Source organism: Haloflavibacter putidus (assembly GCF_006546625.1).
Classification (GTDB): Bacteria; Bacteroidota; Bacteroidia; order Flavobacteriales; family Flavobacteriaceae; genus Mesonia; species Mesonia putida.
Window position 1 is genome coordinate 142754 of record NZ_VIAR01000006.1, and the last position, 26841, is coordinate 169594.

22 protein-coding genes and 1 pseudogene are annotated in these 26841 nt (G+C 35.3%); 7 read left to right on the forward strand and 16 right to left on the reverse strand.

Going from position 1 to position 26841, the window contains the following annotated elements:
- The first annotated feature begins 13 nt into the window (after positions 1-13).
- Positions 14-1267 carry an ABC transporter permease gene (locus FKR84_RS07830; protein ID WP_141421739.1) on the forward strand — a complete coding sequence of 418 codons (1254 nt, stop codon included), beginning with the start codon at positions 14-16 and terminating at the stop codon, positions 1265-1267.
- Positions 1268-1425: 158 nt separating this feature from the next.
- A complete protein-coding gene (locus tag FKR84_RS07835) occupies positions 1426-2286 on the forward strand; it encodes a T9SS type A sorting domain-containing protein (protein WP_141421740.1) in 861 nt (286 codons plus the stop codon).
- A 395-nt stretch (positions 2287-2681) separates the two neighbouring features.
- On the opposite strand, the gene FKR84_RS07840 is transcribed toward FKR84_RS07835, so the two are convergent.
- Complete coding sequence (locus FKR84_RS07840; RefSeq protein WP_141421741.1) at positions 2682-4736, reverse strand: dipeptidyl-peptidase 3 family protein; 2055 nt, start codon at positions 4734-4736, stop codon at positions 2682-2684.
- A gap of 92 nt (positions 4737-4828) precedes the next feature.
- On the opposite strand from FKR84_RS07840, the gene FKR84_RS07845 reads away from it, so the two are divergent.
- Entirely contained in the window at positions 4829-5911 is a 1083-nt protein-coding gene (locus FKR84_RS07845; protein WP_141421742.1) for a GyrI-like domain-containing protein, read from the forward strand.
- Positions 5908-6288, forward strand: coding sequence for a fluoride efflux transporter CrcB (crcB, locus tag FKR84_RS07850; RefSeq protein ID WP_141421743.1), 381 nt, complete (start codon positions 5908-5910; stop codon positions 6286-6288). The genes FKR84_RS07845 and crcB overlap by 4 nt, the downstream gene beginning before the upstream one ends.
- Here the strand turns inward: crcB and FKR84_RS07855 are convergent.
- The 7 genes and pseudogenes from FKR84_RS07855 to FKR84_RS07880 form a co-directional block, all read right to left on the reverse strand.
- Positions 6275-6910 carry a DUF1684 domain-containing protein gene (locus FKR84_RS07855; RefSeq protein WP_141421744.1) on the reverse strand — a complete coding sequence of 212 codons (636 nt, stop codon included), beginning with the start codon at positions 6908-6910 and terminating at the stop codon, positions 6275-6277. The two genes, crcB and FKR84_RS07855, sit on opposite strands and share 14 nt — an antisense overlap.
- A gap of 39 nt (positions 6911-6949) precedes the next feature.
- Positions 6950-7174, reverse strand: a complete 225-nt coding sequence (locus FKR84_RS07860; RefSeq protein ID WP_141421745.1) for a DUF1328 domain-containing protein — start codon at positions 7172-7174, stop codon at positions 6950-6952.
- Between the two features lie 167 nt (positions 7175-7341).
- Positions 7342-7845: a type II toxin-antitoxin system CcdA family antitoxin gene (locus tag FKR84_RS07865; protein WP_141421746.1), complete on the reverse strand. Its 504-nt coding sequence runs from the start codon at positions 7843-7845 to the stop codon at positions 7342-7344.
- Between the two features lie 87 nt (positions 7846-7932).
- Positions 7933-8106: pseudogene (locus tag FKR84_RS13555) on the reverse strand (DUF6090 family protein); the annotation flags it as partial.
- A 156-nt stretch (positions 8107-8262) separates the two neighbouring features.
- Positions 8263-8841 carry a hypothetical protein gene (locus tag FKR84_RS07870; protein ID WP_141421747.1) on the reverse strand — a complete coding sequence of 193 codons (579 nt, stop codon included), beginning with the start codon at positions 8839-8841 and terminating at the stop codon, positions 8263-8265.
- An 81-nt stretch (positions 8842-8922) separates the two neighbouring features.
- The gene (locus FKR84_RS07875; RefSeq protein WP_141421748.1) at positions 8923-9552 is read right to left on the reverse strand and encodes a hypothetical protein; all 630 of its coding nucleotides are present in this window, start codon (positions 9550-9552) and stop codon (positions 8923-8925) included.
- A 269-nt stretch (positions 9553-9821) separates the two neighbouring features.
- Positions 9822-13295 carry a methylmalonyl-CoA mutase family protein gene (locus tag FKR84_RS07880; protein ID WP_141421749.1) on the reverse strand — a complete coding sequence of 1158 codons (3474 nt, stop codon included), beginning with the start codon at positions 13293-13295 and terminating at the stop codon, positions 9822-9824.
- Between the two features lie 258 nt (positions 13296-13553).
- On the opposite strand from FKR84_RS07880, the gene FKR84_RS07885 reads away from it, so the two are divergent.
- The 3 genes from FKR84_RS07885 to FKR84_RS07895 all read left to right on the forward strand — a co-directional run bounded on the left by FKR84_RS07885 (position 13554) and on the right by FKR84_RS07895 (position 15631).
- Positions 13554-14267, forward strand: coding sequence for a DUF4197 domain-containing protein (locus FKR84_RS07885; RefSeq protein ID WP_141421750.1), 714 nt, complete (start codon positions 13554-13556; stop codon positions 14265-14267).
- Between the two features lie 171 nt (positions 14268-14438).
- Positions 14439-14630: a Lacal_2735 family protein gene (locus FKR84_RS07890; RefSeq protein WP_233357709.1), complete on the forward strand. Its 192-nt coding sequence runs from the start codon at positions 14439-14441 to the stop codon at positions 14628-14630.
- 68 nt (positions 14631-14698) lie between these two features.
- Complete coding sequence (locus FKR84_RS07895; RefSeq protein WP_141421751.1) at positions 14699-15631, forward strand: mechanosensitive ion channel family protein; 933 nt, start codon at positions 14699-14701, stop codon at positions 15629-15631.
- A gap of 9 nt (positions 15632-15640) precedes the next feature.
- Here the strand turns inward: FKR84_RS07895 and FKR84_RS07900 are convergent, their stop codons facing one another.
- From FKR84_RS07900 to FKR84_RS07935, 8 genes are all read right to left on the reverse strand, one after another.
- The gene (locus FKR84_RS07900) at positions 15641-16423 is read right to left on the reverse strand and encodes an ABC transporter substrate-binding protein (RefSeq protein ID WP_233357710.1); all 783 of its coding nucleotides are present in this window, start codon (positions 16421-16423) and stop codon (positions 15641-15643) included.
- Between the two features lie 169 nt (positions 16424-16592).
- Positions 16593-17417 (reverse strand): orotidine-5'-phosphate decarboxylase, encoded by an 825-nt coding sequence (gene pyrF / locus FKR84_RS07905; RefSeq protein WP_141421752.1) that lies wholly within the window; start codon positions 17415-17417, stop codon positions 16593-16595.
- Positions 17418-17562: 145 nt separating this feature from the next.
- Positions 17563-18639 carry a peptide chain release factor 1 gene (gene prfA / locus FKR84_RS07910; RefSeq protein ID WP_141421753.1) on the reverse strand — a complete coding sequence of 359 codons (1077 nt, stop codon included), beginning with the start codon at positions 18637-18639 and terminating at the stop codon, positions 17563-17565.
- A 210-nt stretch (positions 18640-18849) separates the two neighbouring features.
- Positions 18850-21393, reverse strand: a complete 2544-nt coding sequence (locus FKR84_RS07915; protein WP_141421754.1) for an adenosylcobalamin-dependent ribonucleoside-diphosphate reductase — start codon at positions 21391-21393, stop codon at positions 18850-18852.
- A gap of 208 nt (positions 21394-21601) precedes the next feature.
- A complete protein-coding gene (locus FKR84_RS07920; RefSeq protein ID WP_141421755.1) occupies positions 21602-22582 on the reverse strand; it encodes a DUF3078 domain-containing protein in 981 nt (326 codons plus the stop codon).
- Positions 22583-22654: 72 nt separating this feature from the next.
- Complete coding sequence (locus FKR84_RS07925) at positions 22655-23836, reverse strand: AIR synthase related protein (RefSeq protein ID WP_141421792.1); 1182 nt, start codon at positions 23834-23836, stop codon at positions 22655-22657.
- 84 nt (positions 23837-23920) lie between these two features.
- The gene (locus tag FKR84_RS07930) at positions 23921-25438 is read right to left on the reverse strand and encodes a carboxypeptidase regulatory-like domain-containing protein (RefSeq protein WP_141421756.1); all 1518 of its coding nucleotides are present in this window, start codon (positions 25436-25438) and stop codon (positions 23921-23923) included.
- Between the two features lie 29 nt (positions 25439-25467).
- The gene (locus tag FKR84_RS07935; protein WP_141421757.1) at positions 25468-26841 is read right to left on the reverse strand and encodes a CsgG/HfaB family protein; all 1374 of its coding nucleotides are present in this window, start codon (positions 26839-26841) and stop codon (positions 25468-25470) included.

Here is a 26841-nt window from a genome sequence, read left to right on the forward strand (position 1 = left end):
CTATTCGTTTTTTATGCTGATTTATTTTCGCATCCTAAAAGAAAGTTTATTCTTCGCAATCAATGCGTTGAGAAATAACAAATTAAGAACTTTTTTATCTTTACTTGGCGTTACCATAGGTATTTTCTCGATAATTGGTGTTTTGGCAGCAGTAGATTCGCTTGAAAAAGAAGTTACCGGAAACTTAAGCAGCTTAGACAACAGCACGATAATTGTTACGCGCTTTTCTTTTGGTCCCACCGAAATTCCGCAATGGAAACGCAAACAATTTCCCGATGTAAATTACGAAGAATTTCAGCATTTAAAGAAAAACCTTCCCAATACAGAGGCGGTAAGTTACGCTTTAAACGTAGCTGCAGAGCCCATAAATTATGCTGGCAAACAAGTTGCAGATGTTTCTATAAACGCCGTAACCAGCGACTATTACTCTATTGAAGCGTTACAATTGGAAGAAGGTAGGTTTTTTAACGAAGCAGAATCTTACAGTGGTTCGCCTGTAATTGTTTTGGGACACGAAGTGGCAGAAAACCTTTTTGAAAACCTTAATCCAATTGGCAAAAAAATACGTTTATACGGAAGAAGATTTAGCGTGATTGGTGTTTTAGAAAAACAAGGCACCAGCATTTTTGGCCCATCTAAAGATGGTTCGGTTTATGTTCCGGTAAATTTGGTAAGACGTATTTTTGGCGATAACAATCAAAACACCTTTCCGCAAATAGTTATTAAACCCGAAAAAGATATAGATAATGCCGCCTATATCGCTTCTATAGAACAGAGTTTGCGCCTATATCGTGGTTTAAAACCAAATACGGTAAATAATTTTTTTATCAATCAATTAAAAGGTTTTACTGATTTTATCGATAATATCACCGGGCAACTCAATATTATGGGGCTCATAATTAGCGGTTTTTCACTTTTGGTAGGTGGTTTTGGGATTGCTAATATTATGTTTGTTTCAGTAAAAGAACGAACAAATTTAATAGGTATACAAAAATCTTTGGGTGCCAAAAACAAGTTTATCCTTTTTCAATTTTTATTTGAAGCTATAATTTTGGCTTTTTTTGGCGGGGTAATCGGCTTGTTTATGGTTTGGCTTATAAGTTTACTGGCTTCCAGTTTTACCGGGGACTTTGAGTTTGTACTTTCGTTTACCAATATTGTTTTAGGAATGAGTGTTTCTATTGCTATCGGACTTATTTCCGGCATAATTCCGGCAATTTCTGCTTCGCGTTTAGATCCGGTAGAAGCAATTAGAACGGGAATTTAGTTTTTCCTTTACGGAAAATACCCACGATAATTTTTATTGGCTTTTAACAAAATCTATATGAAATTTATTTTATTCCGTAAATTTCAAAACATAATACACCATATTTTAAAAATTATTTTTCGTTATATTTATATTTATAAAAAACCAATTTTTTTATAATGAAAAATCTACTCTTTTTAACCAGTCTGCTGGCTTTTTCTTTAAGCCAAGCCCAAGTAACTCAAATTCCGGATGCCAATTTTGAACAAAAGTTAATCGATTTGAATATAGATAGCGATGGTATAATTAACGGACAAGTACTTACCAGCGATATTGCCCAAGTAAGCATTTTAGAAATACCGGATGCCAACATTTCTGACCTTACGGGTATTGAGGATTTTACCGCTTTAGAAAATTTAAATATTTCAGGCAATCCATTGGTTGGCGATCAAGATTATCCTTCTTTTTTAGACTTAAGCATCGTACCAAGTTTAAAAAATTTAAGAATGAACGGTAAGGAAGATAATATAACCGTTGACATCAATAAACTTATATTAAATAATAACCCGAATTTAGAAGAAATAACTATTAACTATAATTGGGCTATACAATTTATTGATTTGCAGGGAAGTGATATTTCTTTAAACAATCTTATGATGGTCATAGATAGCGGTTATCCAGATTTTCCGGAAGTTTGCGTACAAGTTAGCAATCCTACTCAAGCCGCAAACGGTCAAGGTATTTATGCCACTTGGAGTGTCTCGGAAAATTGTTCTTTCTCTGCCAATTGTAATTTAAGCACCCAAAATTATAGCCTAGAAAAAATAAGCCTCTATCCTAACCCAAGCAACAATTATTTTTCTATAGGCAATTTGCAGAATTCTGTAAAAACGGTAAAGCTTTATAACTTGCAAGGCAAATTACAGAAAGAGTATAAAAACCAAGAAACTTATAGCATTGCCGGGCTGGCAAAAGGCTTGTACATGGTAAAGATAGAAACGGAAAACGCTAGCGCTTTTAAAAAATTGATGGTAGAATAGGTAGTTTATACGTGAATTTTCCTTGTAATGTTTTAACGCTATAGTGTTATTAACATAAGTTCGATCTAAGCTTTTTCAATGAAAAATTTACAAATCGATAGGAATCTCGCACTTTAATAACCTTTGTTCATTTTCTTTGCTCCTCCAAAGAAAACGAACCAATCCCCAAATCTATTTGGGGACAAAAATTTTCACGGAAAGACTTTGCTATACTGAAGAAAAAGTACTTAAAAACTTTTATATCGCATTCACGTTATTAAAGGCCGCTACTTTCCACGCAAAGTGTACGCGTATAAAACCTAAAGAGTATTTTACAGCTTTTAAAAATTAGCATAAAAAAAGAGCTGTTTTAAAAGTTAATTTAAAACAGCTCTGGTATAATGTTAAGCATTTATTTAATTCTCTTCCGGTAGGTTGCTGTATTCTTTAGCATACTCCAACATTTGCGTTTTAAAGCTTTCCGGTTGGGTTACTTTTATACCGGTAATTTCTCCGCTATCATCTTTTTCGGCAACCAAAACAGGATTTACAAATCCGCTGTAAGGAGCCGATTTAAAAGCTTCGTTTCGTTTTAAAATCTGCTTATGCAAATCTTGGTCAACTTTTACCCCATAATTTTCTACCAAGTTTTTGGCAGCTTCATAATCGCCTTCCGATTTTATACGTTGGGTTTCGCGTAGTAATTCGCCAAAAAGTTCGCGTAAGCGTTTGTAATCTTTAATGTCGTAATAAATTTTACCGTCTTTTTCTTCTTTTACAATTACGTTCTCTTCTTTACCTTTTTCAAAAACCCAAGCACTCACCCATTGCCGGTTACGCATATGTGCTTCTTCAATATCTTGACCGGGTTCTATACGTATTAATTGCGTAATTAAACCGTTTCTTATATAATCGTTATAGGCGGCTTTTCCTAAATTTTCAGCGTTATCTGTCAAGCCAAGTTCTTCTAATTTAGGATCCATCAAATAATATAAACCAACCAAATCTGCTCTACCTTCTTCTAAAGTAGAAGCATAGCTTTTTAAGGTTTCTTTGGTTTGCCCAACGCCTTTATTTACTTTTCCGGAGGCGTGCCCAACAACTTCGTGCAAGGCGGTATGCAATTTATCTGCTTTTTCGCCATATTTTTCAGAAAGTCTTATTTCTTCTTCGTCGTGTGCAAACTCGTGTAACTTTTCAGAACCTCCGGCCTGGCTATAAGCGTTGATAATATTTCCTAAAGAAACAGATTTACTACCGTGTGCTTGTCTAATCCAATCGGCATTGGGTAAATTTACCCCAATTGGCGTACTAGGCGATGCATCTCCGGCTTCTCCGGCAACATTTACGGTTTTATAGGTAACGCCAACCACGTTTTTCTTTTTATGCGAATCCATAATTGGCGAGTTGTCTTCAAACCATTGTACATTGTCTTCAAAAACCTTCATTTTTTGAGACATATCAAAATCTTTTAATTGTACGATGTTTTCGTACGAACCGCGATAACCTTTTGGGTCGTTATACACTTCAATAAAACCATTTATATAATCTACATCTCCTTTTGTAGCTTCTACCCAAGCAACGTTATAATCGTCCCAGGTTTGCAAATCGCCGGTTTGATAATATTTTATTAGTAAGCCCAAAGCTTTTGCCTGCTGCTCGTTTTCTGCAACGCCTTTTGCTTTTTCCAGCCATTTAATAATCTCATCTATTGCGCTGCCGTACATGCCGCCGCTTTTCCAAACTTTTTCTTTTAACTCGCCATTTTCTTTTACCAATTTAGAATTTAAACCAAAGGATAAAGGTTTGTTAGGATTAGGCGATTCTTTTTTCGCGTAAAAGGCATCTACATCTTCTGCAGTAACATTTTCTCCATAAAAATTGGTAGCAGAACCTTTTACCAAGCCTTTAGAAGCGTCTAAGTTTACTTTTTTTGCATCTTTATCGTTAAAAATAACTTCTAAAACCTCGCCTTCTAAAGTAGTATTGGTAGCTTTTAGCAATTCTTCTAAATAAGCTTTATCAAAATCTGGTTTTATCTTGGCATTAGAATAGTGATGGTGAATGCCATTAGAAAACCAAATTCGCTTTAAGTAAGTTTCAAAGTTTTTCCAATCTTCGGCGTTTTTATCGCCTTCGTAATTGGTATAAATATTCTCTAAAGCTTTTCTAATCTTTAGATTGTGTTTATAATTTTGATCCCAAATAATATCACGACCTTCTAAACCGGCTTGTACCAAATAATAAGCTAATTTTTGTTTTTTCAGCGAAAGCTGGTCCCAACCCGGGATTTGGTAGCGCAAAATTTTAATATCGGCAAACTGGTCTACGTTATAATGGAAACTGGAATCTGCTTCTTTTGTAACTTCGGTTTGCTCTGCTTTTGGCTCTTTTGTGATACTAGCTTGGTCTTTACACGAATAAAGACTCAACACGCCAATTAAAGCGAGCGATAAATAGTTTAATTTCATTTTTTCAAGAATTATTAAAGGATTTTTACAAATGTAACAATTAACATTTTGTAATTTACGTATCTTAGCTAAATAAAGTAAAGCAGCAGTCTATGAAAATTTTTAAGTACGTTTTCTTTTTATTGTTAATTCTTATTATTGGTGGCTCTATATATATTGCTACTCTAGAAGGTAATTATCGCATAGAAAAACAAAAAACCATTGCTGCCCCACCAGAGATGGTTTTTAATCAAATAAACCAATTACAAAATTGGGAAGATTGGGCGGTTTGGTTAGAAAACAAATCTGAAGTTGGTATTACGTACGAAGAAATTACCAAAGGCCAAGATGCAAAAATGAGTTGGACTGGCACTAGCCATTTAGATGGTAGCTTACAAAATACTGCTGTTTACCCAACAGATTCGTTAACGCAAAAACTGGCAGTAAACAATTCTTCGGCTCCTAACAATAATATTATAAATTGGAAAGTAGAAGCATCTGCTACCGGTACAAATTTACAGTATACTATTAGTGGCGAGCGTGGCTTTACGGAAAAAGCTATGCAATTACTACAAGATAGTACTTTTAGCCAAAAACTAGAAGTAGCCTTCACGCAAAGTTTAGATAAATTAGAGAAACAAGTACAAGAAAAAATGGCAGTTTACAGTATAAATGTAGACGGCGTTACCCAGCATAGCGGCGGTTTTTATATGTATTTAACCACGGCAGCGCGAAACAAACCAGAAGTTTTGCGTAAAAAAATGCTAGAAATGTATCCGCAAGTTTCTAGCTTTATGGAAGAAAATAATATTCAGAAAAACGGCTCTCCTTTTTTATTGTATAATGAAATAAACAAAAATAGCGGCACGGTAATTATTTCGGCTTGTATCCCTACTTCTAATAAAGTTGTAACTCCGGTAGACAGCGATGTTTTAAATGGCTTTATGGAAAGTAAAAAAGTTTTAAAAACCACGCTAAAAGGAAATTATAAAAATATGGAAGAAGCTTGGCAAACCGCCGAGAATTATATAAAAAACAACAGCTTACAGAAACTTAACAACGCCCAATCTTTTGTAGTATTTGTAAGCGATAGCCGTACAGAAGTAAACCCGGCAAATTGGGTTACCGAAATTTATATACCCGTTAAAGAAATAGCGACAGAAACAGCCTCTAGCACAGAACTTCTTAGTTTATGAAAATTCTTTTCTTGATTTTCGTAGGAGGAGGTTTTGGAAGCGTTGCGCGCTTTTTAGTAAGTAAATCGATACAATCTTTAGGAGCTTCAATTCCTTACGGTACTTTAAGCGTAAACGTTCTGGGAAGTTTTATAATTGGTTTGGTTTTAACCTTTCTTGCCAACAAAACCGGCAATTATTATGACAATATCGGCTTTTTATTGGCAATTGGTTTTTGTGGCGGTTTTACCACTTTTTCGAGTTTTGCTTTTGAGAATTTAGAACTTTTAAAAGCTGGGGCAATTCTAGAATTTGCAATTTATACAATTAGCAGCGTTGTTTTAAGTATTGCTGCCGTACTTTTTGCGGTTTGGTTAATGCAAATTACTGCTCGTTAGAAGGTTTTGATTTAAATTTTTTTACGCCGGCTTTTATCGGGATTTCCAAATGGTTTTCTGCTGGTGGAATAGGACAAGAATATCTCCCGTTATAAGCGCAATAAGGATTATAGGCTTTATTAAAATCTAAAATAACATTGTCACTTTTAGGAATTTTAAAATCTAAATACCTGCCGCCGCCATAAGTGATTTCGCCATTGCTGATATCTGTAAACGGTATAAATAAATAATTGGCATATTCTGGCTCGTTTACCAAACGCTCGTTTTGGTACACATTTAATTTCAAATCTTTACCTTGTAAGGAAAAATGCACTTCGCCATATTTTACATACATGGCTTCTCTTTGTGTAGTGGTTGGCATTGCAAACGGATTTTCTGCCGGAGTGCGCACAAATTTTGCTTTTACTTGATAAGCAGGATCGGGTTTAAAGAAGCTTAATTCCGTAAAGTCTCTTCTGTCTTTCTTGGTAAGCGGCGATGTCTCGGAATCTTGAAAAGATTGGTTTACACTATCGCGATAGGTCTTTGTACTTTCAAAAAAATTCTGATTACCCTGCCCGGTTACTAAAACAGGAAACAACAATACTAGAAATATAACAGATTTTAGTGCTAAACTATTCATTTTAAGAGGATTTAGCTGCAAAGATACTATGCTTAAGCATTATTTTTTGAAGTTATCTCTATTATTTTTTCTAACTTTTACTGCTTGAGGTTTTTCTTCAGAAGAGAAGAAAAGTTTGTATAAATAAGAAACTATCAAAAGGTCTACAGCAATTACAAATAGTACCCTAACTATGCCAATACCGTCAAACTGCATACCGGGATAAAAGCCTATTAGGCCGGTTAATAAAATAGTTGCTATACAAATTAAAATATTTCTTTCCATTACTTTTTTTTACAAATAACAGCGAAATACTTTTTAAAGCTTGCCAATATTTTATCAATTGCAATTACTTTAACGTATGATCAAGCAATAATTTAATCTTCTCTTAAAAAATTTCTGTTTTTAATACTCTCTTATAAAAAACAAGCCATATTCCAAGTATGGAAATCTTAAGCTTTTTTTATATTTTTAGATACTTCTATTTCACACAAAATTTCAGAAATAAGCTCTAAGCATGGTTCTTGAATTTCTAATAAACGTTTATAGAACATTATCTGGTTTTCTACCCTATTTTCAAACTCTAACATTCCCAGCAAATCATTATTATTTACTTGAAAACCAAATTTTGGAAAATCTAAGCCTTTTTTATTCTCTACAGGAATTAGCTCATCTGTATCTAACCAACTTCCGTGTTTCATAATAAAACGGTTAAGCTCTAAATCCATTCCCGTTATAAGTTCTTCTCTATCTTTTAGAGTTTCAACGGTAGACACCCAAGTTGCCAAATGTTTTTTTAATACATCATTTTGAATTAACTCTAAATTTCCTGCATTCAGTAATTCGAGCAAGGCACTAGTATGCGGAAAATAAGTTGGGGCGGTTACGGTAGAAGAAAGCAAGCTGTCTAAAAGAAAATTACCAGAATATTTCGTGCCGGTATGCTGCAGTATCACAAAACAATCTGCTATGTTTTGCTCATTAATTAGAATATTATTAGATAAATGTAAGTGGTTAAATTTAAAATCTTTTTGCAGACTTAAAAGAATCTTTTGCTCTGTCTCTTTTTCTATATTTTTTTTATTCCAGTTGTTTACAGAGACCGCAATTAAAATTCCGATAACTACAAGAATTATTTCGCCAATGGCATATTTAAGGTATCTTGACGTTTTGCCTTCTCGTAAAAGGCTTTCACGTATGTTTCTAAAAATTTTGATAGCCTCATAATACTGTAAGCTAGAAAGTTACGTAAAATTTGTTTGCCTATTTAAAAAAAACAGTTATAGTTTAAATTTTAAAATTGCTCATTTTCGGATAAAAAGTAACTTAAACGTTGTTGTAGCTTTTTTTCTTATTCTAAAAATCAAAATAAATTATTCTACTATTGTAATTTTTCGATAAATCTGATTTAAGTTTTTCACTACATGGTAAGCATAGGAACCATTACTTAAATTCCTAGATTTTTTATAAAACACTATTTCATTATTACGTAAGTTAATTAAAAGTATTTGTAATTGTATTTTCTTGATAGCAATTTCATATACAGTTTCAGCACTTTCGGTAGTAATCATTGCTATTAGTCCGTACCTGTTTTCTAGAGAATCTCTTTTAGAAAAATGTATAGGAAAAGGTATGTTTCTTAGCTGTTTTTTATTATTTCGTTTTAGTTGGTTAAGAATACTCTTTACTGCAGATTTTTCTTCAACACTTAAATTTGCATCTAGTTTTCCTTTAATAGCGTATTTTTTAGGATCTTTTTTAAAAACCGAATCTATAGCAATAGTCGCAATTTCTTCAAAACGCTCGTAAACTATGGCAGGTTTGGTTTTTTTTGTATGGTTAAACAAAGGCTCTAAATAAATGATTGGTTTAGACACTTCAATCTTAGACTGCACTTGCGCTTTCGCGGAAAACCAAATAGTGATTAGCAAGAGTGGTATAAGTTGTTTCATACAAATTTAAGTTAGTCAAATCTAATCATTTTGCGGTTTATTTAGGTTTACTTATAACCAACTACAAATTGAGATGGCTCATTATAAGTTTTCACTTTCTTTTATAAAGGCAATGACTTTTTCAGGCCCATATTCTGCAAAATAAGAAATGTATTTACCTTGCGGATTGATGACCACAAAATTTCCAAATTCAAACTCATATGGAAAAAACAAGCGTTCTACTACCCTACTACTATCTTCAACCCAGTTTATTCTATCTTTATGGAAATATTCTAAATTTTGATTTTTAGGGTTATTAATCCAAATGTGTTCTACATTATCAAGTCTGGTAATTTTTTCTATGTTTTCTTTTCTTAAGATAGTCCAATGCGACTTCTTACCAAAATAGGGCGTTTTTGGAGTAGAAGATAGATAGTTAATCAAAATAGTTTTTTGTTCTTCAAATTTTCTTTTTGTGAGTTTGGAAAGGTATTGCTTTAATTGTTCAAACTCTTCTCTTTCTAAAATCCCATAATTTTTTCTTTTCACCAACATTCCAACTCTCATAGAATCATTTTGATAGAAAACCGGTACATTAACAGCGTAATCTTTTGATTTACGAAATTTTCTTTTAGAGATTTCTTCTTTATTTATATTAAAATATTTTTCTTCTAAATCTTGTGAAAAACCAAGATAGTTTACTGCGATAAAAAAAATCAGGAATACCCTCATAAGCTTTATTTTAAATGTGTATTTAATTTTAATATACTCTTTTGTTATTGAATATCTAGTTGCTTCTTTTTAAAAACACTTAAATCAAAACATCATAAAAAACCCCGAAAGTATTGCCTCGGGATTTTTAATTTTTCTACGTTCAAAAACCCGGCATCCTCCAGAAAAAACAAACAGCTGTCAAAAAGATCCCGAAAGCGTTCCTCTTCGGGATAAGCGATTCGCACGCTTTAAGCAAGCCAAATGGCTTGCTTAAAGCGGCTCTCTGCTTACATATTTCTTCTATACTGGCCGCCTACTTCAAACAAGGCTTCGGTTATTTGACCTAACGAGCATACTTTTGTCGCTTCCATCAACTCTTCAAACATATTTTGGTTATGTATAGCAGCATCTTTTACTTTTTCTAAAGCTTCGTCTGCGCTATCTTCATAGGTTTTATGCAGTTTCTCCAAGGTTTTAATCTGGAATTGCTTTTCTTCTTCTGTAGCTCTAATAACCTCTCCCGGCGTTACCGTTGGAGAACCCTTACTGCTCAAAAACGTATTTACACCGATAATTGGAAAATTGCCATTGTGTTTTAAGGTTTCGTAATACAAGCTTTCTTCTTGAATTTTTGAACGTTGGTACATTGTTTCCATTGCTCCTAAAACCCCACCACGTTCTGTAATTCTGTCAAATTCTTTCAAAACAGCTTCTTCTACCAACTCGGTTAATTCTTCTATAATAAACGAACCTTGAATAGGATTTTCATTTTTTGCTAAACCTAATTCTTTATTTATAATTAGCTGGATAGCCATTGCACGTCGTACAGAATCTTCGGTTGGCGTGGTAATCGCTTCATCATACGCATTGGTATGCAACGAATTACAGTTATCGTAAATAGCATATAAAGCCTGCAAAGTAGTTCTAATATCGTTAAAGTCTATTTCTTGTGCGTGTAACGAACGTCCCGAAGTTTGAATGTGATATTTTAACATCTGCGCACGCGCATTGGCACCGTATTTATGTTTTAAAGCCTTTGACCAAATTCTTCGTGCCACCCGACCAATTACTGCGTATTCAGGATCTATTCCGTTAGAGAAAAAGAAAGAAAGGTTAGGTCCAAATTTATTGATATCCATTCCGCGACTCAGATAATATTCCACGTAAGTGAAACCATTTGCCAGCGTTAAAGCCAATTGCGTAATAGGGTTGGCACCCGCTTCTGCAATATGATACCCGGAAATTGAAACCGAATAAAAGTTACGCACTTTATTTTCTATAAAATATTCTTGTACATCGCCCATTAAACGGAGGGCAAACTCGGTAGAAAAAATACAGGTATTTTGCGCCTGGTCTTCTTTTAAGATGTCTGCTTGTACGGTACCACGCACAACGGCAATGGTTTCTTCTTTAATCTTTTGGTAAACGTCTTTGGGTAAAACGCGGTCGCCGGTTACACCAAGTAACATCAAGCCTAAACCGTTATTTCCTTCTGGAAGTTCGCCGCGATATTGTGGTCGCTCTAAGCCGCTTTCTTTATAGATTTTGGCTATTTTTTGTTCTACTTCATCTTCCAGTCCGTTTTCTTTGATGTATTTTTCACATTGCTGATCTATGGCTGCATTCATAAAAAAGCCCAACAACATTGGCGCCGGACCGTTTATCGTCATACTTACAGAGGTAAGTTTATGCGCCAAATCAAAGCCGGAATATAGTTTTTTGGCATCGTCTAAACAGCAAATGGAAACGCCGGCATTACCAATTTTTCCGTAGATATCCGGACGGTGATCAGGATCGTTTCCGTAAAGCGTAACCGAATCAAATGCGGTAGATAAACGTTTTGCCGGCAAGCCCAAACTTACATAGTGAAAACGCCTGTTGGTACGCTCCGGTCCGCCTTCTCCGGCAAACATTCTGGTAGGATCTTCTCCTTGACGTTTAAACGGATATAAACCTGCCGTGTACGGAAATTCCCCGGGTACGTTTTCTTGTAAAATCCATTGTAGTAAATCTCCCCAAGCTTTGTATTTTGGAAGCGCAACTTTAGGTATTTGCGTATGCGAAAGCGACTCGGTATGGGTTTCTATTTTTATTTCTTTATCCCGAACTTTAAAGCTATAAATTGGGTCTTGGTATTTTTTTACCGTGTCGTTCCATTTTAGGATTTCTTCCCAATTATAGGCGTCAAAGTCCATTTTAATTTTATTGAACTGCGCAATTAGCATTTCTGTTAATTGCTTGGCGTCTTCTTCTGCCAGTTCTAAAATTTTCTCTTCATCTAAGCCATTTTTGGTAAGATAAGCGCTTTCGTCTTGCGCTCTTTTTCTAGAAGGGGTTTTATCTGCCTGTTTTGGCAATAAAGACAAAATACTTTTATAAACGCCATACAGTTTTTGGGCTACCTCTACTTGATTTTCTGCTTTCTCGTCGTAGCCGCGATTATTTTCTGAAATTTCCGATAAATACCGAACACGCTTAGGCGGAATTACATAAATCTTTTCGGACATCTCGTCCGATATGTGGTAATCACTTTTTAATCCTGTATCTGTTTTATCTTCTAACGCATCCATAATTTTTTTATAGAGCGTGTTCATTCCCGGGTCGTTAAACTGCGAGGCAATAGTACCAAAAACCGGCAATTTAGAATCTTCTTCCTCAAATAAAAGGTGGTTGCGTTTGTACTGTTTTTTTACATCGCGCAAAGCATCTAAAGCGCCGCGTTTGTCAAATTTATTGATGGCTACCAAATCTGCAAAATCTAGCATATCTATCTTTTCCAGCTGCGTAGCTGCCCCAAATTCTGGCGTCATTACATATAAAGAAACGTCTGAATGGTCTAGGATTTCTGTATCGCTTTGCCCAATTCCTGAAGTTTCTAAAATAATCAAATCGTATTTGGCGGCTTTTAAAACTTGCACTGCTTCGCGTACGTGTTTAGACAAAGCCAAATTAGATTGGCGCGTTGCCAAAGAACGCATATAAACGCGTGGCGAGTTGATGGCGTTCATACGAATACGGTCTCCCAATAAAGCGCCACCGGTTTTTCGTTTGGAAGGATCTACAGAAATTATCCCGATTGTTTTTTCTTTAAAATCTACCAAAAACCTACGTACCAACTCATCTACCAAAGACGATTTTCCGGAGCCGCCGGTACCGGTAATTCCTAAAACCGGAGTTGTGCTCGATTGGTTTTCTTTATGAATTTTATCTAGTAAGCTTTCTGCCTTTTCAGGGAAATTTTCTGCGGCAGAAATAACCCGCGCAATAGCACCGTAATTTTTTTCTTTTAAATCTTTTTGGGCAACGTTTAGTTTATCGCCAATGGGATAATCTGCCTGTTGTACCAAATCGTTTATCATGCCTTGTAAACCAAGCTTGCGGCCATCGTCTGGCGAATAGATGCGCGTAATGCCGTAATCTTCTAATTCTTTAATTTCTTTTGGTAAGATTACGCCGCCGCCGCCAGCAAAGATTTTAATATGGCCGGCACCGCGCTCTTGCAACAAATCGTACATATATTTAAAGTACTCTGTATGTCCGCCTTGGTAAGACGTCATTGCAATGGCGTTTACATCTTCTTGTATGGCAGTATTTACTACCTCATCTACGCTACGATCGTGGCCTAAATGTATTACTTCTACACCGGTAGATTGTATAATACGGCGCATAACGTTTATTGCGGCGTCGTGGCCGTCAAACAAAGATGCGGCGGTTACAATTCTAACTTTATGCTTTGGTTTATATATTTCTGCTTCTTTCATGAAAGGAATCTTTTTTTGAAGCTGTAAATTTAAGAAATTCTTCTTACTTTGTCTATTATTACCCAGCTTACTTCTGCGAAAGGGATAGAGGCGGCATCCCTTAACTTTGTTTGCGCGATAGCAAAAACAAAGTTGAGGATATAGCCGAAAGCCCGGTTGTTTTTGTAGCGATAGCGAAAAAACAATTTGCCCAAATTATTCAAAATTGCTTTACGGAATTCTGCTACCTTTGTAGTTAACCGACTTTAAATTTTTATTATGAAAAAGATATTACTTGTTTTACTTAGCATTTTTACGTTAAATTCTTGTGCAGAATTGCAAACTATTGCAGATAATTTACCACAAGACGGCTACGGTTTGTCTAACGAAGATATCGCCAATGGCCTTAAACAGGCTTTGCAAAAAGGAATTGACAAAGAGGTAACAAAATTGACCAAAGAAAACGGATTTTATAAAAATGAGGCGGTAAAAATTTTGCTTCCGGCAGAATTAAAAAAAGTAGAAAAAGGTTTACGCGACCTTGGCTTAGATAACTTGGCCGATGAAGGAATAAAAGCTTTAAATCGCGCTGCCGAAGATGCCGTGAGCGAGGCAACACCAATTTTTGTAAATGCGGTGCGCGAGATGACGTTTACCGATGCTAAAAACATTTTATTGGGAGACAATCGTGCGGCCACGGCCTATTTGCAGAATAAAACCAATACGGCTTTGTACGATAAATTTAATCCGGTAATTAAAAATTCTTTTGGAAAAGTAGGTGCAGACGAGATTTGGAATAATTTAATTTCGCGCTATAATCAAATTCCGTTTACGCAAAATGTAAATCCGGATTTAACAGATTATGTAACGCAAGAAGCGTTGGAAGGTGTCTATAAAATGATTGCAAAAGAAGAAATTGAAATTAGAGAAAATATTGGGGCGCGAACTACCAATTTACTTAGACGTGTTTTTGCTCTGCAAGACAATAAATAAGCTTAGCTATTCTTTCTTGTTTTTGAAAATCATAAAGTATATAAGCAAACAACTGTTAATTTATTAACGAAAATTATAACATCAGATCTTCTTTTTATTAAATACTTAACGTAGTTTAAGGATATTGAAATACTAAACACTTTATTTTTGTAGCAGAGATGTTAGTAAAAAATGAAGATGATGCTGGATTGGATAAAAAATAAAGACAGAAAAGAGCGACTCAAAACAAAATATTGTAATTTGATGCGAAGAGCTTATCAAATTGCACCACGTAATAAAGCAAAAAGCGATAGGTTAAACGATAAAGCCAAACAACTTTTAAAAGAATTGCGGAATTTAGATTTACAAAATAACTTTCAATAATCGATTCGTTTTAGATAAATTGTGGTTATATTTTGGTTTCCTAAAACGCATTTAATACTGCAAATTTAATGAAAGACCAAAATTTAACTGAAAGTTTTGCAACTGCAATAACTACATATTACTACAAGTTTTTAGATTTTTTACCCAAAGTTGTCTTAGCAATTTTGGTAATTACCTTAGGTACCCTTTTTGCTCAATTTATTAGCAATATTTATAAGAAACGCATAAGGAGGAAAGCAACAGATCCTTTAATGGCTGCTTTTTTGGCACAAGCCATTAAAATAATTTTGGTGATTATTGCTATAATGATTGCTTTGCAAGTAGCGGGATGGAGTGCAATAGCCGCAGGCGTATTAACTGCAGCCGGCGGAGCTGCAATTGTTCTTGGCTTTGCATTTCAAGATATTGGAAAAAACTTTTTGGCCGGAATTATTCTGGCTTTTAATAGGCCTTTTAATATTAACGACACGATAATGATTGGCGATATTTTTGGCAAAGTGAGAGCGCTGAGCTTTCGGTATACGCATTTAAAGACCTTTAATGGGCGCGATATTTTTATTCCTAATAGTGATGTGCTTACCAAACCGGTAGAAAATTATACCGCAGATGGTTTTTTTAGAAACGAATTTGTGGTAGGCATTGGTTATGAAGATAATATAGAAGCCGCAAAAAAACTTATTGTAGAGATTTTAAATGAACAAAACGATGTTGTACAAAACGATCCCGAACATGAGAATTTTGTAGTAGAAAGTGAATTGGCTGCAAGTACCGTAAATTTAAAGGTTTTCTTTTGGGTAAAAACGATAGATTATCGCGTCTCTTCTCTAATTTTACGAGGCTTGGTCATTAAGAAAGTAAAAGAAGCCTTAGAAAAAGCAGGCTTCAACTTGCCGGCAGATATTACAGAACTTAAATTATATAGTAACGAAGAAGACATTCCGTTACGAGTGCGAAAAGATCCGCGAGATTTGTTGGATGCCGCAGATAAATTAAAATCTTAAACTATTAGCTTATAAGTTTTGGTGCAGTTTTAAAAAGTATGAAAATGCTTTTTTTAAGCGCGAGCCATACCAACTAAAATATTCGCCATCTACAAATTTTATTTTTTCTGTATTTAAATACGGCTCAAATTCTGGTATGTACTTTTCGTTAAACGGAAATGGCTCCGAAGAAAGCAAAACATAATCTACTTCACGCAATTCCTCTAATTTTATAGCAGGATAACGATCTATATCTTGGTATACATTTTCTAATTTGTTTAGTTCTAACAAATAATTGATAAAGGTATTGCCGCCAACTACCATCCAGGGTTTTCGCCAAATAAAATAAGCTACACGCTTTATGGGTTTATGCGCAATATTTTGCAGAAAGTTCTCTTGCTCGGTTCTTATGGCTTTAATTAGAGTTTTTGCTTCTTTTTCTTTACGGAATATTTTGCCGTAATCTTGCATTAGTGCATAAGCTTCTTCCAGATTATTGATGTCTGAAACGTGTACCGGCGTAATTTTTTCCAACTCTTTTACCATTAGCCGGGTATTTTCCTCTTTATTACATAAGATTATATCTGGATTTAAAGCTTTTACTGTTTCTATTTTCACCTCTTTCGTTCCGCCAACTATTTCTTTTTCGTTGGTTAAACCTTTGGGATGCACACAAAATTTTGTAATTCCTACTAATTGTTCTTTCAAGCCTAAATCTACCAACAATTCGGTTTGGCTTGGTACTAAAGAAATAATGCGTTGCGGCGTTTTGTTTAAATCTATTTTTCGTTGAAGTTGATCTTGCAGTTGCATACCGATTTCTTTTACTGAATTGTTATAAACCTACAGGCTTAACCCAAAGATACGAGTTTGTAGGGTTTTGAGAGAATTGATGCAGAAGGAAAATTGAAAATTGGTTTTAAAAACAGACCTACAGGGTTTTAAAAACCCTGCAGGAGAATGTGGATTTTTTTTAGATTTTTTAAAATTCGTGTTTTTCTAAAATGCTTGCCATTTGCTGTTGCAACTCACCGGCTTTTTTGGCGGCGGCATCGGCAAAGTTCGCTTCCGCGGAAGCGTAAATAATAGAGCGAGAAGAATTAATAAGCAACCCAACATTTTCGTTTAATCCATATTTACATACTTCTTGTAAATTTCCGCCTTGAGCGCCAATACCGGGAACTAACAAAAAGTTGTTTGGGGCAATCTCTCTAATTTCCTTAAAATATTCTGCTTTTGTTGCGCCCACAACATACATTAAATTGCGATGGTTTTTCCACGTCTGGGAGGTTTGAATTACTTTTTTATACAAAGCGCTGCCATTTACTATTTGCGTTTGAAAATCGAATGCGCCACGATTGGAGGTTAAGGCCAATAAAATTGTGTGCTTGTTTTCGAATTCTAAAAACGGCACCACCGAATCTTCTCCCATATATGGGGCTACCGTTACGGAATCGAAACTTAAATCACTAAAAAAAGTTTTGGCATAACGTGCAGAAGTATTGCCAATGTCGCCGCGCTTGGCATCTGCAATGGTATAAATTTCCGGATAATTTTTATTGAGATATTCTATAGTTTTTTGTAAAGCCTGCCAGCCTTCTAAGCCGTATGCTTCATAAAAAGCAACATTGGGTTTATAAGCTACAGCCAGATGTTGCGTGGCCTCTATTATGGCTTTGTTAAAAGCAAAAATAGGATCTGGCCCGTCTAGCAAATGACTAGGTATTTTATCTAAATTGGTATCTAAACCAATGCATAAAAACGATTGTTTTTTACGAATTTGTTCAACTAATTCTTTCGTGGTCATAGTCTTTGGTTTAGTAGAGATTAGCTTGCTATATTCTTTTAAGTAAATTTAAAAGTTTTTCATTTTAATCTTTTAAACTTATACGCAACCGGCATGTCCTAAACTAAGGTTGTCCATACACATACTTCGTTTATACGGAAATTGATTAAAATGAATCGGATGCTTCTTTTAATTTTTCTGTATTGGCCACCAATTTTAGCTCATCTATTATTTTTTGAATATCGCCATTCATAATATTAGGCAAATCGTATAGGCTTAAATTAATGCGATGATCTGTTACACGGCCTTGAGCATAATTGTAGGTTCTAATTTTTGCACTTCTATCTCCACTGGTTACCATTGAACCGCGTTTTGCGGCATCTTCTTCTTGTTTTTTGGCCAACTCCATGTCATACAAACGCGAACGTAAAACCTTAAAAGCTTTTTCTTTGTTTTTATGTTGCGATTTTTGATCCTGACATTGCGCCACCAAACCAGTTGGCTCGTGTGTTAAACGCACCGCAGAATAGGTAGTGTTTACCGACTGTCCGCCTGGTCCCGAAGAACAGAAATAATCTACACGAACATCTTTCGGGTTTATTTCTACATCAAATTCTTCTGCTTCTGGAAAAACCATTACCGTAGCGGCGCTGGTGTGTACACGTCCTTGCGTTTCTGTTTGAGGTACGCGTTGTACGCGATGTACGCCGGCTTCGTATTTTAAAGTTCCGTAAACTTCTTCGCCACTTACTTCAAATTGAATTTCTTTAAAACCACCATTAGTACCTTCCGAGAAGTCGACCGTGCTTACTTTCCAACCTTTGCTTTCGCAATATTTGGTAAGCATTTTATAAATATCTCCGGCAAAAATACTGGCTTCGTCTCCGCCGGTTCCTGCTCGTACTTCTACAACGGCATTTTTTGCATCTTCCGGATCTTTTGGAATAAGCATCATTCTAATTTTCTCTTCCAGTTTTGGCAATTCTTCTTTGGCGTCTTCCAACTGCATTTTTGCCATTTCTACCATTTCTTCATCGCTGCCATCTGCAATAATCTCTTCTGCTTCTTTAATGTTTTGGGTAAGCTCCATATAGGTTTCCCGCTCTGCCATTAAATCTTTCAGGTCTTTATATTCTTTGGTAAGTTCTACATAGCGTTTTTGATCTGCAATAATATCCGGTTGGATAATCAAATCGTTTACCTCATCAAAACGCTGCTTTACTATGTTTAATTTATCTATCATACACTTCTAAAATATACCACAAATTTACGATTATTTCTGGATTGTTTTTAATGTGTTTTCATTTATTGGTTTAGTTACCTAGACCGGCTTTGTTTTCTTGGTTGCAAAACTCTTTTCAGCAAACCAGATGTTTTCCGTAAAGAAAAAAAGCCGCCTATATTCTAGACGACTCTTTTGGTTGGTTTGGTTTTAGCTGCTTTAATAAAAAGTTTATCCGCATTTTGAGGAGCCGCAATCGGTACAAGTTAGGCAACCTTCTTGATATACCAAATTGTCTGAGTTGCAGTTCTGGCATCTGCCTTTGGCTTGCGTGCCATCTTCTACATAGCGTTTTAAGGCTCTTACCACCCCATTTTTCCAGGTGTTTATAGATTGACTATCTAATTGTAAACTATTTATTAGATCTACAATTTTATCTATTGGCATACCATAACGCAAGGTACTGGAAATTAATTTGGCGTAATTCCAATATTCCGGATCAAATTTATGTGAAAGTCCTTCTATAGTGGTTTTATAGCCTCTTTTGTTTTCGTACTGAAAATCATAACGCGAGCTGCCATCGCTATTTCTGTTTTTAATAATTAAGCCTTTGCTTACCCAACGTGGTATTAAAATACCATCTTCATCGTCTGCAAGACCGGTAAAAACTTCGTAAGGCTGATTGTTTATGGTACCTAGGAAGGCAATCCATTTTTCTTTGTTGTTTTGAAAACGCACAACGTCTGCAGTTAATACATCCGGTCGTTTGGTAGGAAAAGAAGTAAGGGTTTCTTGCTCTTCCTCTTTCTCTTCATTAGAAATTAAAACACCGGAACGCGAACCATCACGATAAACGGTAACACCCTTACAGCCAGATTGCCATGCTTCTAAATATAAACGGCCAACTAAATCTTCCGATACATCGTTAGGTAAATTGATGGTAACACTAATAGAATGATCTACCCATTTTTGTACGGCGCCTTGCATATGTACTTTACTTAACCAATCTACATCGTTAGAAGTGGCTTTGTAATACGGAGATGTTTTTACTAATTGGTCAAGCTCTTCTTGATTATAATTTTTCTCTGTGTCGTGGCCTTTGGCTTTCATCCATTCTTTAAAACGATGGTGAAAAACCACATATTCTTCCCAAGAATCACCTACCTCGTCTACAAAATCTACACGAGCTTCTTTATCGTTAGGGTTTACTTTTCTTCTACGCTTGTAAACTGGTAAAAAAACGGGTTCTATACCAGAAGTAGTTTGCGTCATTAAACTAGTGGTACCGGTTGGGGCAATGGTAAGCAAAGCAATATTTCTGCGGCCATACTCCATCATCTCATAGTATAATTTTTCGTCTGCCTCTTTTAATCGTTGTATAAACGGGTTGTTTTCCTCGCGCTTAGCGTCGTATATAGCAAAAGCTCCACGTTCTTTGGCAGTGTAAACAGAACCGCGGTAAGCTGCAAGAGCCAAAGTTTTATGTACTTCTACAGAAAAATCATTACCGTCTTTAGAACCGTACTGAATGCCAAGTGCTGCCAGCATATCTCCTTCTCCGGTAATGCCTATGCCGGTTCTTCTACCTTCTTTAGCTTTTTTCTGAATATTTCTCCATAGGTTAATTTCGGTGCCTTTAATTTCTACCGATTCCGGATCGGATTCTATTTTTTCTAAAATGGCATCGATTTTTTCTAATTCCAAATCGATAATATCGTCCATTATGCGTTGTGCGTAAGCAGCATGCTCTTTAAAAAGCTCGAAATTGAAGGTGGCATCTTCCGTAAAGGGATTTTCTACGTAAGAAAATAAATTGATTGCCAATAAACGACATGAATCGTAAGGGCAAAGCGGAATTTCGCCACACGGATTGGTAGAAACGGTTTCGTAGCCTAAATCTGCATAACAATCCGGGATAGATTCTTTAATAATCGTGTCCCAAAATAAAATTCCCGGCTCTGCAGATTTCCAGGCATTGTGTACAATTTTTTTCCACACGCCGTTGGCATTAATCTCTTGCGAAACTTTTGGCGATTCACTAAAAACAGGATATTTCTGTGTATAAGTTGAATCGTTTTTTACCGCTTTCATAAAAGCATCGTCTATACGTACAGAAACATTGGCACCGGTAACTTTGCCTTGCTCCATTTTGGCATCTATAAAATCTTCTGCATCAGGATGGTTTATAGAAACTGAAAGCATTAATGCACCACGACGCCCATCTTGCGCCACTTCTCTTGTTGAGTTGGAATAACGCTCCATAAAAGGAACGATACCGGTAGAGGTTAAAGCCGAATTTTTTACATCGCTGCCTTTTGGACGTATATGCGATAAATCGTGGCCCACACCGCCGCGACGTTTCATTAATTGCACTTGTTCTTGGTCTATTTTCATAATACCGCCATAAGAATCTGACTTACTGCCGTTACCAATTACAAAACAGTTGGAAAGTGAGGCAATTTGGTAAGGGTTTCCAATCCCGGCCATTGGACTTCCCTGCGGCACGATGTATTTAAAATCTTTGATGAGGTCAAAAACTTTTTCTTCTGACATTGAGTTTGGGTATTTTTGTTCTACCCGTGCAATTTCTTTAGCGATACGTTTGTGCATATCGTTAGGCGTTAATTCGTAGATAGTGCCTTCAGAATCTTTTAAGGCATATTTATTTACCCAAACGCGTGCTGCTAAATCATCTCCTTTAAAGTAATCTAAAGAAGCTTGAAAGGCTTCTTCTTGTGTGTAGGTTTTTGCTACAGATTTGGCTTCAACTTTCATAAGTGTTTGTATTTTTGTGGTGAGTTTATTCTCTTTTTAAGAAAGGATAAACATACTAAATTTACAAACACTTTTACATTTAATTTTTAAAAGTTGGCAGATTTAAATTTTAAATTATTGATTATCAATGTATTAAAATTTATCAACAATAAAAAGTTGACAAGTTTATTGAATTTATGATTAATATATTGAAAAAAATTGTGTAGCTTTAAAGTTCTACTATTACGCCAATTCCTAATTGTTGTTTCCATTGTACTTTGGGACCAATGTCTACCAATTCTCCCTCTGCATTTTCTTCTTGCACTTTAATATCATCGTCATATTTTAGGTGCGAACCTAACTTAGCCACAACATAATCGTTTACTTTAAAATTGAATTGCAGCTCCCAGTTTACATCAATATTTCCAAAATGATTGAGATAATCTGTATACAAACTCAATTTATTGGTTAATCGAATATTTTCGAAAAGACGTATGGCATATTCGTTAGTGAGTAAAATACCAACCTCTGTACGTATATTTTCTCCTTCTTTAAGTAAGTTACCATCTTCGTCGTAAACAGCTGGAGCTACTCCAAACGCGCCTTGATTTGCTAAATATTGATCAAGCACAAAGGTAGAGCGAAGCGTTAAAGGAGAAAGATAGGCATTGAAATTTTCTTCTTCTAAATTTACCTCAGACCCAATACCTAAAAATAAATAACCAGGTGCCATTATAGTAGATATTTCTTGTGAAGTATCTGGGTATTTGTAACCGTTAGAAAATTGGGTGCTAAAATTGAGTTTGGCAGAATAGTACCAATTAGAAACAGAATCTGAGCGATACCCAAAAGTTGAGTTAATCTCTATATTATCGTCTGTTTTTCTAAAGTTTTGACCCTCTTGTTTATTTACGCCATAACGAGCCAATAATTCATTGTTCCACCTAATATTTTTTCGTTGATAAAGGCGTTTAATATCTGCGCTCATTAAAGCAGATATAGAATTACTACCGCCGGCATTCCAGTTTACAAAGGCAACTTCGCTAACATCTAAACCTAATATATTTGTTTTTTTCCATAAAGAACGTTTAGGCGGCTCATTAACCACCTGCTCTAAGTAAAGTAAAGAACCTGTAGGAACTAAAATTTTTACGTCTTTGGGAGAAATAACATTAACCGGAACGCTTCTGCGGTCACTATCTTGAGCCATAGCAATTTTTAAAAAAAAGACGGCTGCAAACAAAAAGATAAAGCGCATCTACTCTATATATTTATTTGTGAATTATTCATATTGAAAACTTCCCAAATTACTTTTTATTGTAAGCTTTTTCTTGGGGGCTTTTTCTACCCTACCAATAATTTGTGCGTCTACACCAAAAGATTTTGAGATTTTTATAAGATTAGAAGCCACTTCTTCTGGCACGTACAACTCCATACGATGTCCCATATTAAAGACCTGATACATTTCTTTCCACTCTGTTTTACTCTCTTTTTGAATCATTTTAAACAGCGGCGAAACTTCAAAAAGATTGTCCTTAACTACGTGTAAATTGTCTATAAAATGCAATATTTTGGTTTGAGCACCTCCACTACAATGCACCATACCGTGTATATCATCTGCTGTGTATTCTTGTAATATTTTTTTGATGATGGGTGCATAAGTTCGGGTTGGTGATAAAACTAATTTTCCTGCATCTAAAGCCACTCCGTCTACAGAATCTGTTAATTTTTTCGAACCCGAATACACCAAGTTTTCCGGTATTTGCGCATCAAAACTCTCGGGATATTTATCTTTTAAATACTTGTCAAAAACATCATGCCTGGCAGAAGTAAGACCATTACTTCCCATCCCGCCATTATATTCTTTTTCGTAAACTGCTTCTCCAAAAGACGCCAGACCTACAATAACGTCTCCAGATTGAATGTTGGCGTTATCAATTACATCTTCTCGTTTCATTCTAGCTGTTACAGTAGAATCTACAATTATTGTCTGCACTAAATCGCCAACATCGGCGGTTTCTCCTCCTGTGGAATAAATATTTATTCCGTAACTTTTTAAATCTGCTATTAATTCTTCTGTGCCGTTAATGATTGCAGAAATAACCTCTCCCGGAATACGATTTTTATTTCTTCCTATGGTAGAAGAAAGCATAATATTATCTGTTGCGCCAACGCAAAGTAAATCGTCAAGATTCATAACTAAAGCATCTTGTGCTATACCTTTCCAAACGCTTGCATCTCCGGTTTCTTTCCAATACATATAAGCTAAGGAAGATTTTGTACCCGCGCCATCTGCATGCATTATCAAACAATAATCTTCGTCTTGGGTAAGATAATCCGGTACGATTTTACAAAAGGCTCTGGGATACAAGCCTTTATCAACATTTTTTATAGCGTTATGCACATCTGTCTTTTCGGCAGAAACTCCTCTTTGCGCGTATCGTTTGCTTACTTTACTCATAATTGACACCTATTAAGTTGCAAAAATAGACAATAAAAAACGTCCTGAAAAAACAGGACGCTTTTTTTAAATATATTGATGTGCTAATTATTCCCAATTCGGCATAAAAGCATTGGTAAAGAGCTCATTATCCTCTACATCGCCACTAAATAATAAGGAAAATATTTTGGGTGTAGCACCGTAATTATTATTTACCCTAGTAAATACAACACCTCCTTCTGTAGGAGAAAACCTACTATGGTATTCATTTTGACCTTCAACTACATCTGTTGCTATCTGTGTGGCTGCATTGGTTGCCATATTATATAAAAACATTCTGGATTTAAATTGTCTGTAAATTTGATTTTCTGATTGGGAAATATCTCGTGAGTAGAGTACTCTATTCGCATCTGCTGTAATATCTATAGAACCGGCAGCACCTTGAATATTCTCAAGAATTACCGTTTCTTCTGAGCTAGTTGATAGTCTGTAAGTAAAAATACGCACATCGTAACCCTGATAGTTATTGGTTTTAAGCAGTAATAAATCTGTGTCAAATTCAGGAATTTCTACTTCAGAGATTAGAGAGCCATTTGTTGTTTGGTACATTAAAGTGCGGTTACTACCATCGTTATTTATACGGTATAATTTATCAAAGTAGGGATAGTATAAATATGCACCATCATCAGACCAAGTATAGGTTATTTCTTCTAATCTAAACCCCGCTACCGGTACTGTTGTAGTAACTTGTGTGATATTAGTACCATCTAAGTTCATTGTAAATAGCTGTGCATCTCCACCTACTGTGCGCAAAAAAGCTAGTTTTTCTACAATATTATTTTTTCTGGGTCTAAAACTATTAGCGTTTTCACTAGTTACTTGAAATAGGTTTTCATCTACTGATTCCTCTGTAGAATCTACAGCATCTCCAGAGTAAATTATATTGTTACCGTCTTCTTTCTTTACAAAAAAGAAGGGATTTTCAAGAGCGGTAATTGTTTTAAACTCGCTTATAGCTGATTCTACAACTTCGCTATTATCATCTTTTGCTGAAACTTGCCAAAAATATTTAGTAGATAAGCTTAAATTTTCTACCGTAAAAAAAGTATCGTTTACAATTTCAAATTCTTGCATTTCGCTAGTTGTTCCATTACGCAACTTTAAGGTATAATTAATATCATCATCTTCAGGATCGGATGCTTCCCAGATAAATTGTACATCGAGTGGTATATTTTCTGCACCATCTTCAGGAAACACAAGTTGGGGCTGTGTTGGCGCATTGTTTTCTGTATCCTTTCTTTCTAAATTGATTACTACTTGAGCTACACCGTCTTCTACTACATTTACCGGTTCAAAACCTGTCCTATATCCATCAAGCTCTGCTTGCACCGAATAATTATCTATAAGAACACCGAGTAAGGAAAACTCGCCATTCTCATCTGTAATGGTTGTTGTAGAAGCAGGATTTGTAGAGATTTTAACATTCTCAATAGGCTCACCAGTTTCTTCATCCAACACTTTTCCTGTTACAGAACCTGTAAGTTCTAAATCTAAAGTATCTTCATTACAACCATAGATTACAAAAACCAGAAATATGCAAAAAATATAATAGTATTTAGTTTTCATCTTGTACTTGGAATTGCGTTTGTATTCTTCTAAAAATTAAAATAATAATCTAAGCCTAAGCCAAAATTATAGTAAAAATCGTTTCTTGTTCCGTTTATAGTTCCATCTAATTTATCACTAAACGAGATATTATGTTCGGCAAAAAGCTTTAAGCCTAACCGTCGCGAAAGGTAATATTTTAAACCTGCGCCATATTGCATTTTGAAAAAACTATCTGTCTCCGGTTCTGTAGATTGCTCTACATTAAAAGCCATTCCGCCGCCTGCGTAAATATAAGGAGAGAGATCATCTTCTGGCAATATATTAAAATAAGCATTTAAATTAGCATCACTAAAAATATCCGAAAATTGTTTACCGCTATCTAACTTAAATATAGAACTGGAAAGACCAAACCCTAAGTTTTTAGTTATCTTTTTTTGGTACTCTAGCCTAGCTAAAAAACCAGGTTCTTTTTCTGTATAATCACCATCAAATAAAGTGGTACCGCCAGATATTGTAAAGTTATCTTTTGCAGTTCGCTTCTTTAAAATTCTGTTATATAACTCTATAGATTCTTCCTGCGCTTTTTCTTTATCGTAGGTTTCAACCAACTCGTTATTGGTTTCTGCTCCTTCTTTTGTTGACCAAAATCTCTCTTTTATTCCTTCTATAATCAGATCGTGAACAGCTTTTTCAATAGCATCTTTAACCGCTATTTGCAAAGGTTCATTTCTGGTAATACCTGTTTCTGCTTCTAATAAACGCTGAAACTTAACAAATCTAAAATAACTTGCATCTAGCGATTGAGAAAGTATTGTTTTTGAAACATATACAGTTTTTAAAATCTCTCCGTTACTGGTAGAGACTGCTCGCAAATAAATTGTAATACGATCTTGTCTATATTTTGAAGACCCACCAATACCAAAATATCGTGCGCCAATACCACCGGTAACTATATTGGTATCGTAAGAAATTATTCCTCCTTCTAACAAAAGACCTGCATAAAGCAAAGGAGGCAAAGGAGGCTCATTAGGGTTTAAGTTCTTTATATATTCTTGTTTTGTATTACGTATAATACTGCGCTCGGTAGATAGGTTACTAAGATTTTCTCTTTCGATAGGTAAGAAATAACCCGAATCTTCCAAAGCTTTTATTAAAATTGTAGTGGCACCTTGCGTTACCGCGGTGCTAAACGTGCTTCCGTTTTCAACTGGCTTATATTGCCCTGTTTGATCACTAAAATTATACACTGCTACTTCTACACGATCTGCAGCCTCTGGCAAGTCTAATAAATTTTGTGTAGATTTTGAAAATTCTCCAACCCGAGAAGGGGTTTGTTGTAATGGTTGGTTAAAATAAGCGCCACAAGAATTTAGCAAAATTAGAAGGCTGGTTATTAAAACCAATTGAATTCTTTTTATCAT

Excerpts from the sequence above, each read along its gene's own strand:
- FKR84_RS07860 (WP_141421745.1), bottom strand. The coding sequence starts at position 7,174 with ATGGAAAGAAATATTTTAATTTGTATAGCAACTATTTTATTAACCGGC.
- prfA (WP_141421753.1), bottom strand. The coding sequence starts at position 18,639 with ATGATAGATAAATTAAACATAGTAAAGCAGCGTTTTGATGAGGTAAAC.
- FKR84_RS07875 (WP_141421748.1), bottom strand. The coding sequence starts at position 9,552 with ATGAGGGTATTCCTGATTTTTTTTATCGCAGTAAACTATCTTGGTTTT.
- FKR84_RS07935 (WP_141421757.1), bottom strand. The coding sequence starts at position 26,841 with ATGATAAAAAGAATTCAATTGGTTTTAATAACCAGCCTTCTAATTTTG.
- pyrF (WP_141421752.1), bottom strand. The coding sequence starts at position 17,417 with ATGACCACGAAAGAATTAGTTGAACAAATTCGTAAAAAACAATCGTTT.
- FKR84_RS07840 (WP_141421741.1), bottom strand. The coding sequence starts at position 4,736 with ATGAAATTAAACTATTTATCGCTCGCTTTAATTGGCGTGTTGAGTCTT.
- FKR84_RS07870 (WP_141421747.1), bottom strand. The coding sequence starts at position 8,841 with ATGAAACAACTTATACCACTCTTGCTAATCACTATTTGGTTTTCCGCG.
- FKR84_RS07835 (WP_141421740.1), top strand. The coding sequence starts at position 1,426 with ATGAAAAATCTACTCTTTTTAACCAGTCTGCTGGCTTTTTCTTTAAGC.
- FKR84_RS07930 (WP_141421756.1), bottom strand. The coding sequence starts at position 25,438 with ATGAAAACTAAATACTATTATATTTTTTGCATATTTCTGGTTTTTGTA.
- FKR84_RS07895 (WP_141421751.1), top strand. The coding sequence starts at position 14,699 with ATGAAAGACCAAAATTTAACTGAAAGTTTTGCAACTGCAATAACTACA.
- FKR84_RS07845 (WP_141421742.1), top strand. The coding sequence starts at position 4,829 with ATGAAAATTTTTAAGTACGTTTTCTTTTTATTGTTAATTCTTATTATT.
- FKR84_RS07880 (WP_141421749.1), bottom strand. The coding sequence starts at position 13,295 with ATGAAAGAAGCAGAAATATATAAACCAAAGCATAAAGTTAGAATTGTA.
- FKR84_RS07890 (WP_233357709.1), top strand. The coding sequence starts at position 14,439 with ATGAAGATGATGCTGGATTGGATAAAAAATAAAGACAGAAAAGAGCGA.
- FKR84_RS07830 (WP_141421739.1), top strand. The coding sequence starts at position 14 with ATGCTGATTTATTTTCGCATCCTAAAAGAAAGTTTATTCTTCGCAATC.
- FKR84_RS07920 (WP_141421755.1), bottom strand. The coding sequence starts at position 22,582 with ATGGCTCAAGATAGTGACCGCAGAAGCGTTCCGGTTAATGTTATTTCT.
- crcB (WP_141421743.1), top strand. The coding sequence starts at position 5,908 with ATGAAAATTCTTTTCTTGATTTTCGTAGGAGGAGGTTTTGGAAGCGTT.
- FKR84_RS07915 (WP_141421754.1), bottom strand. The coding sequence starts at position 21,393 with ATGAAAGTTGAAGCCAAATCTGTAGCAAAAACCTACACACAAGAAGAA.
- FKR84_RS07855 (WP_141421744.1), bottom strand. The coding sequence starts at position 6,910 with ATGAATAGTTTAGCACTAAAATCTGTTATATTTCTAGTATTGTTGTTT.
- FKR84_RS07900 (WP_233357710.1), bottom strand. The coding sequence starts at position 16,423 with ATGCAACTGCAAGATCAACTTCAACGAAAAATAGATTTAAACAAAACG.
- FKR84_RS07885 (WP_141421750.1), top strand. The coding sequence starts at position 13,554 with ATGAAAAAGATATTACTTGTTTTACTTAGCATTTTTACGTTAAATTCT.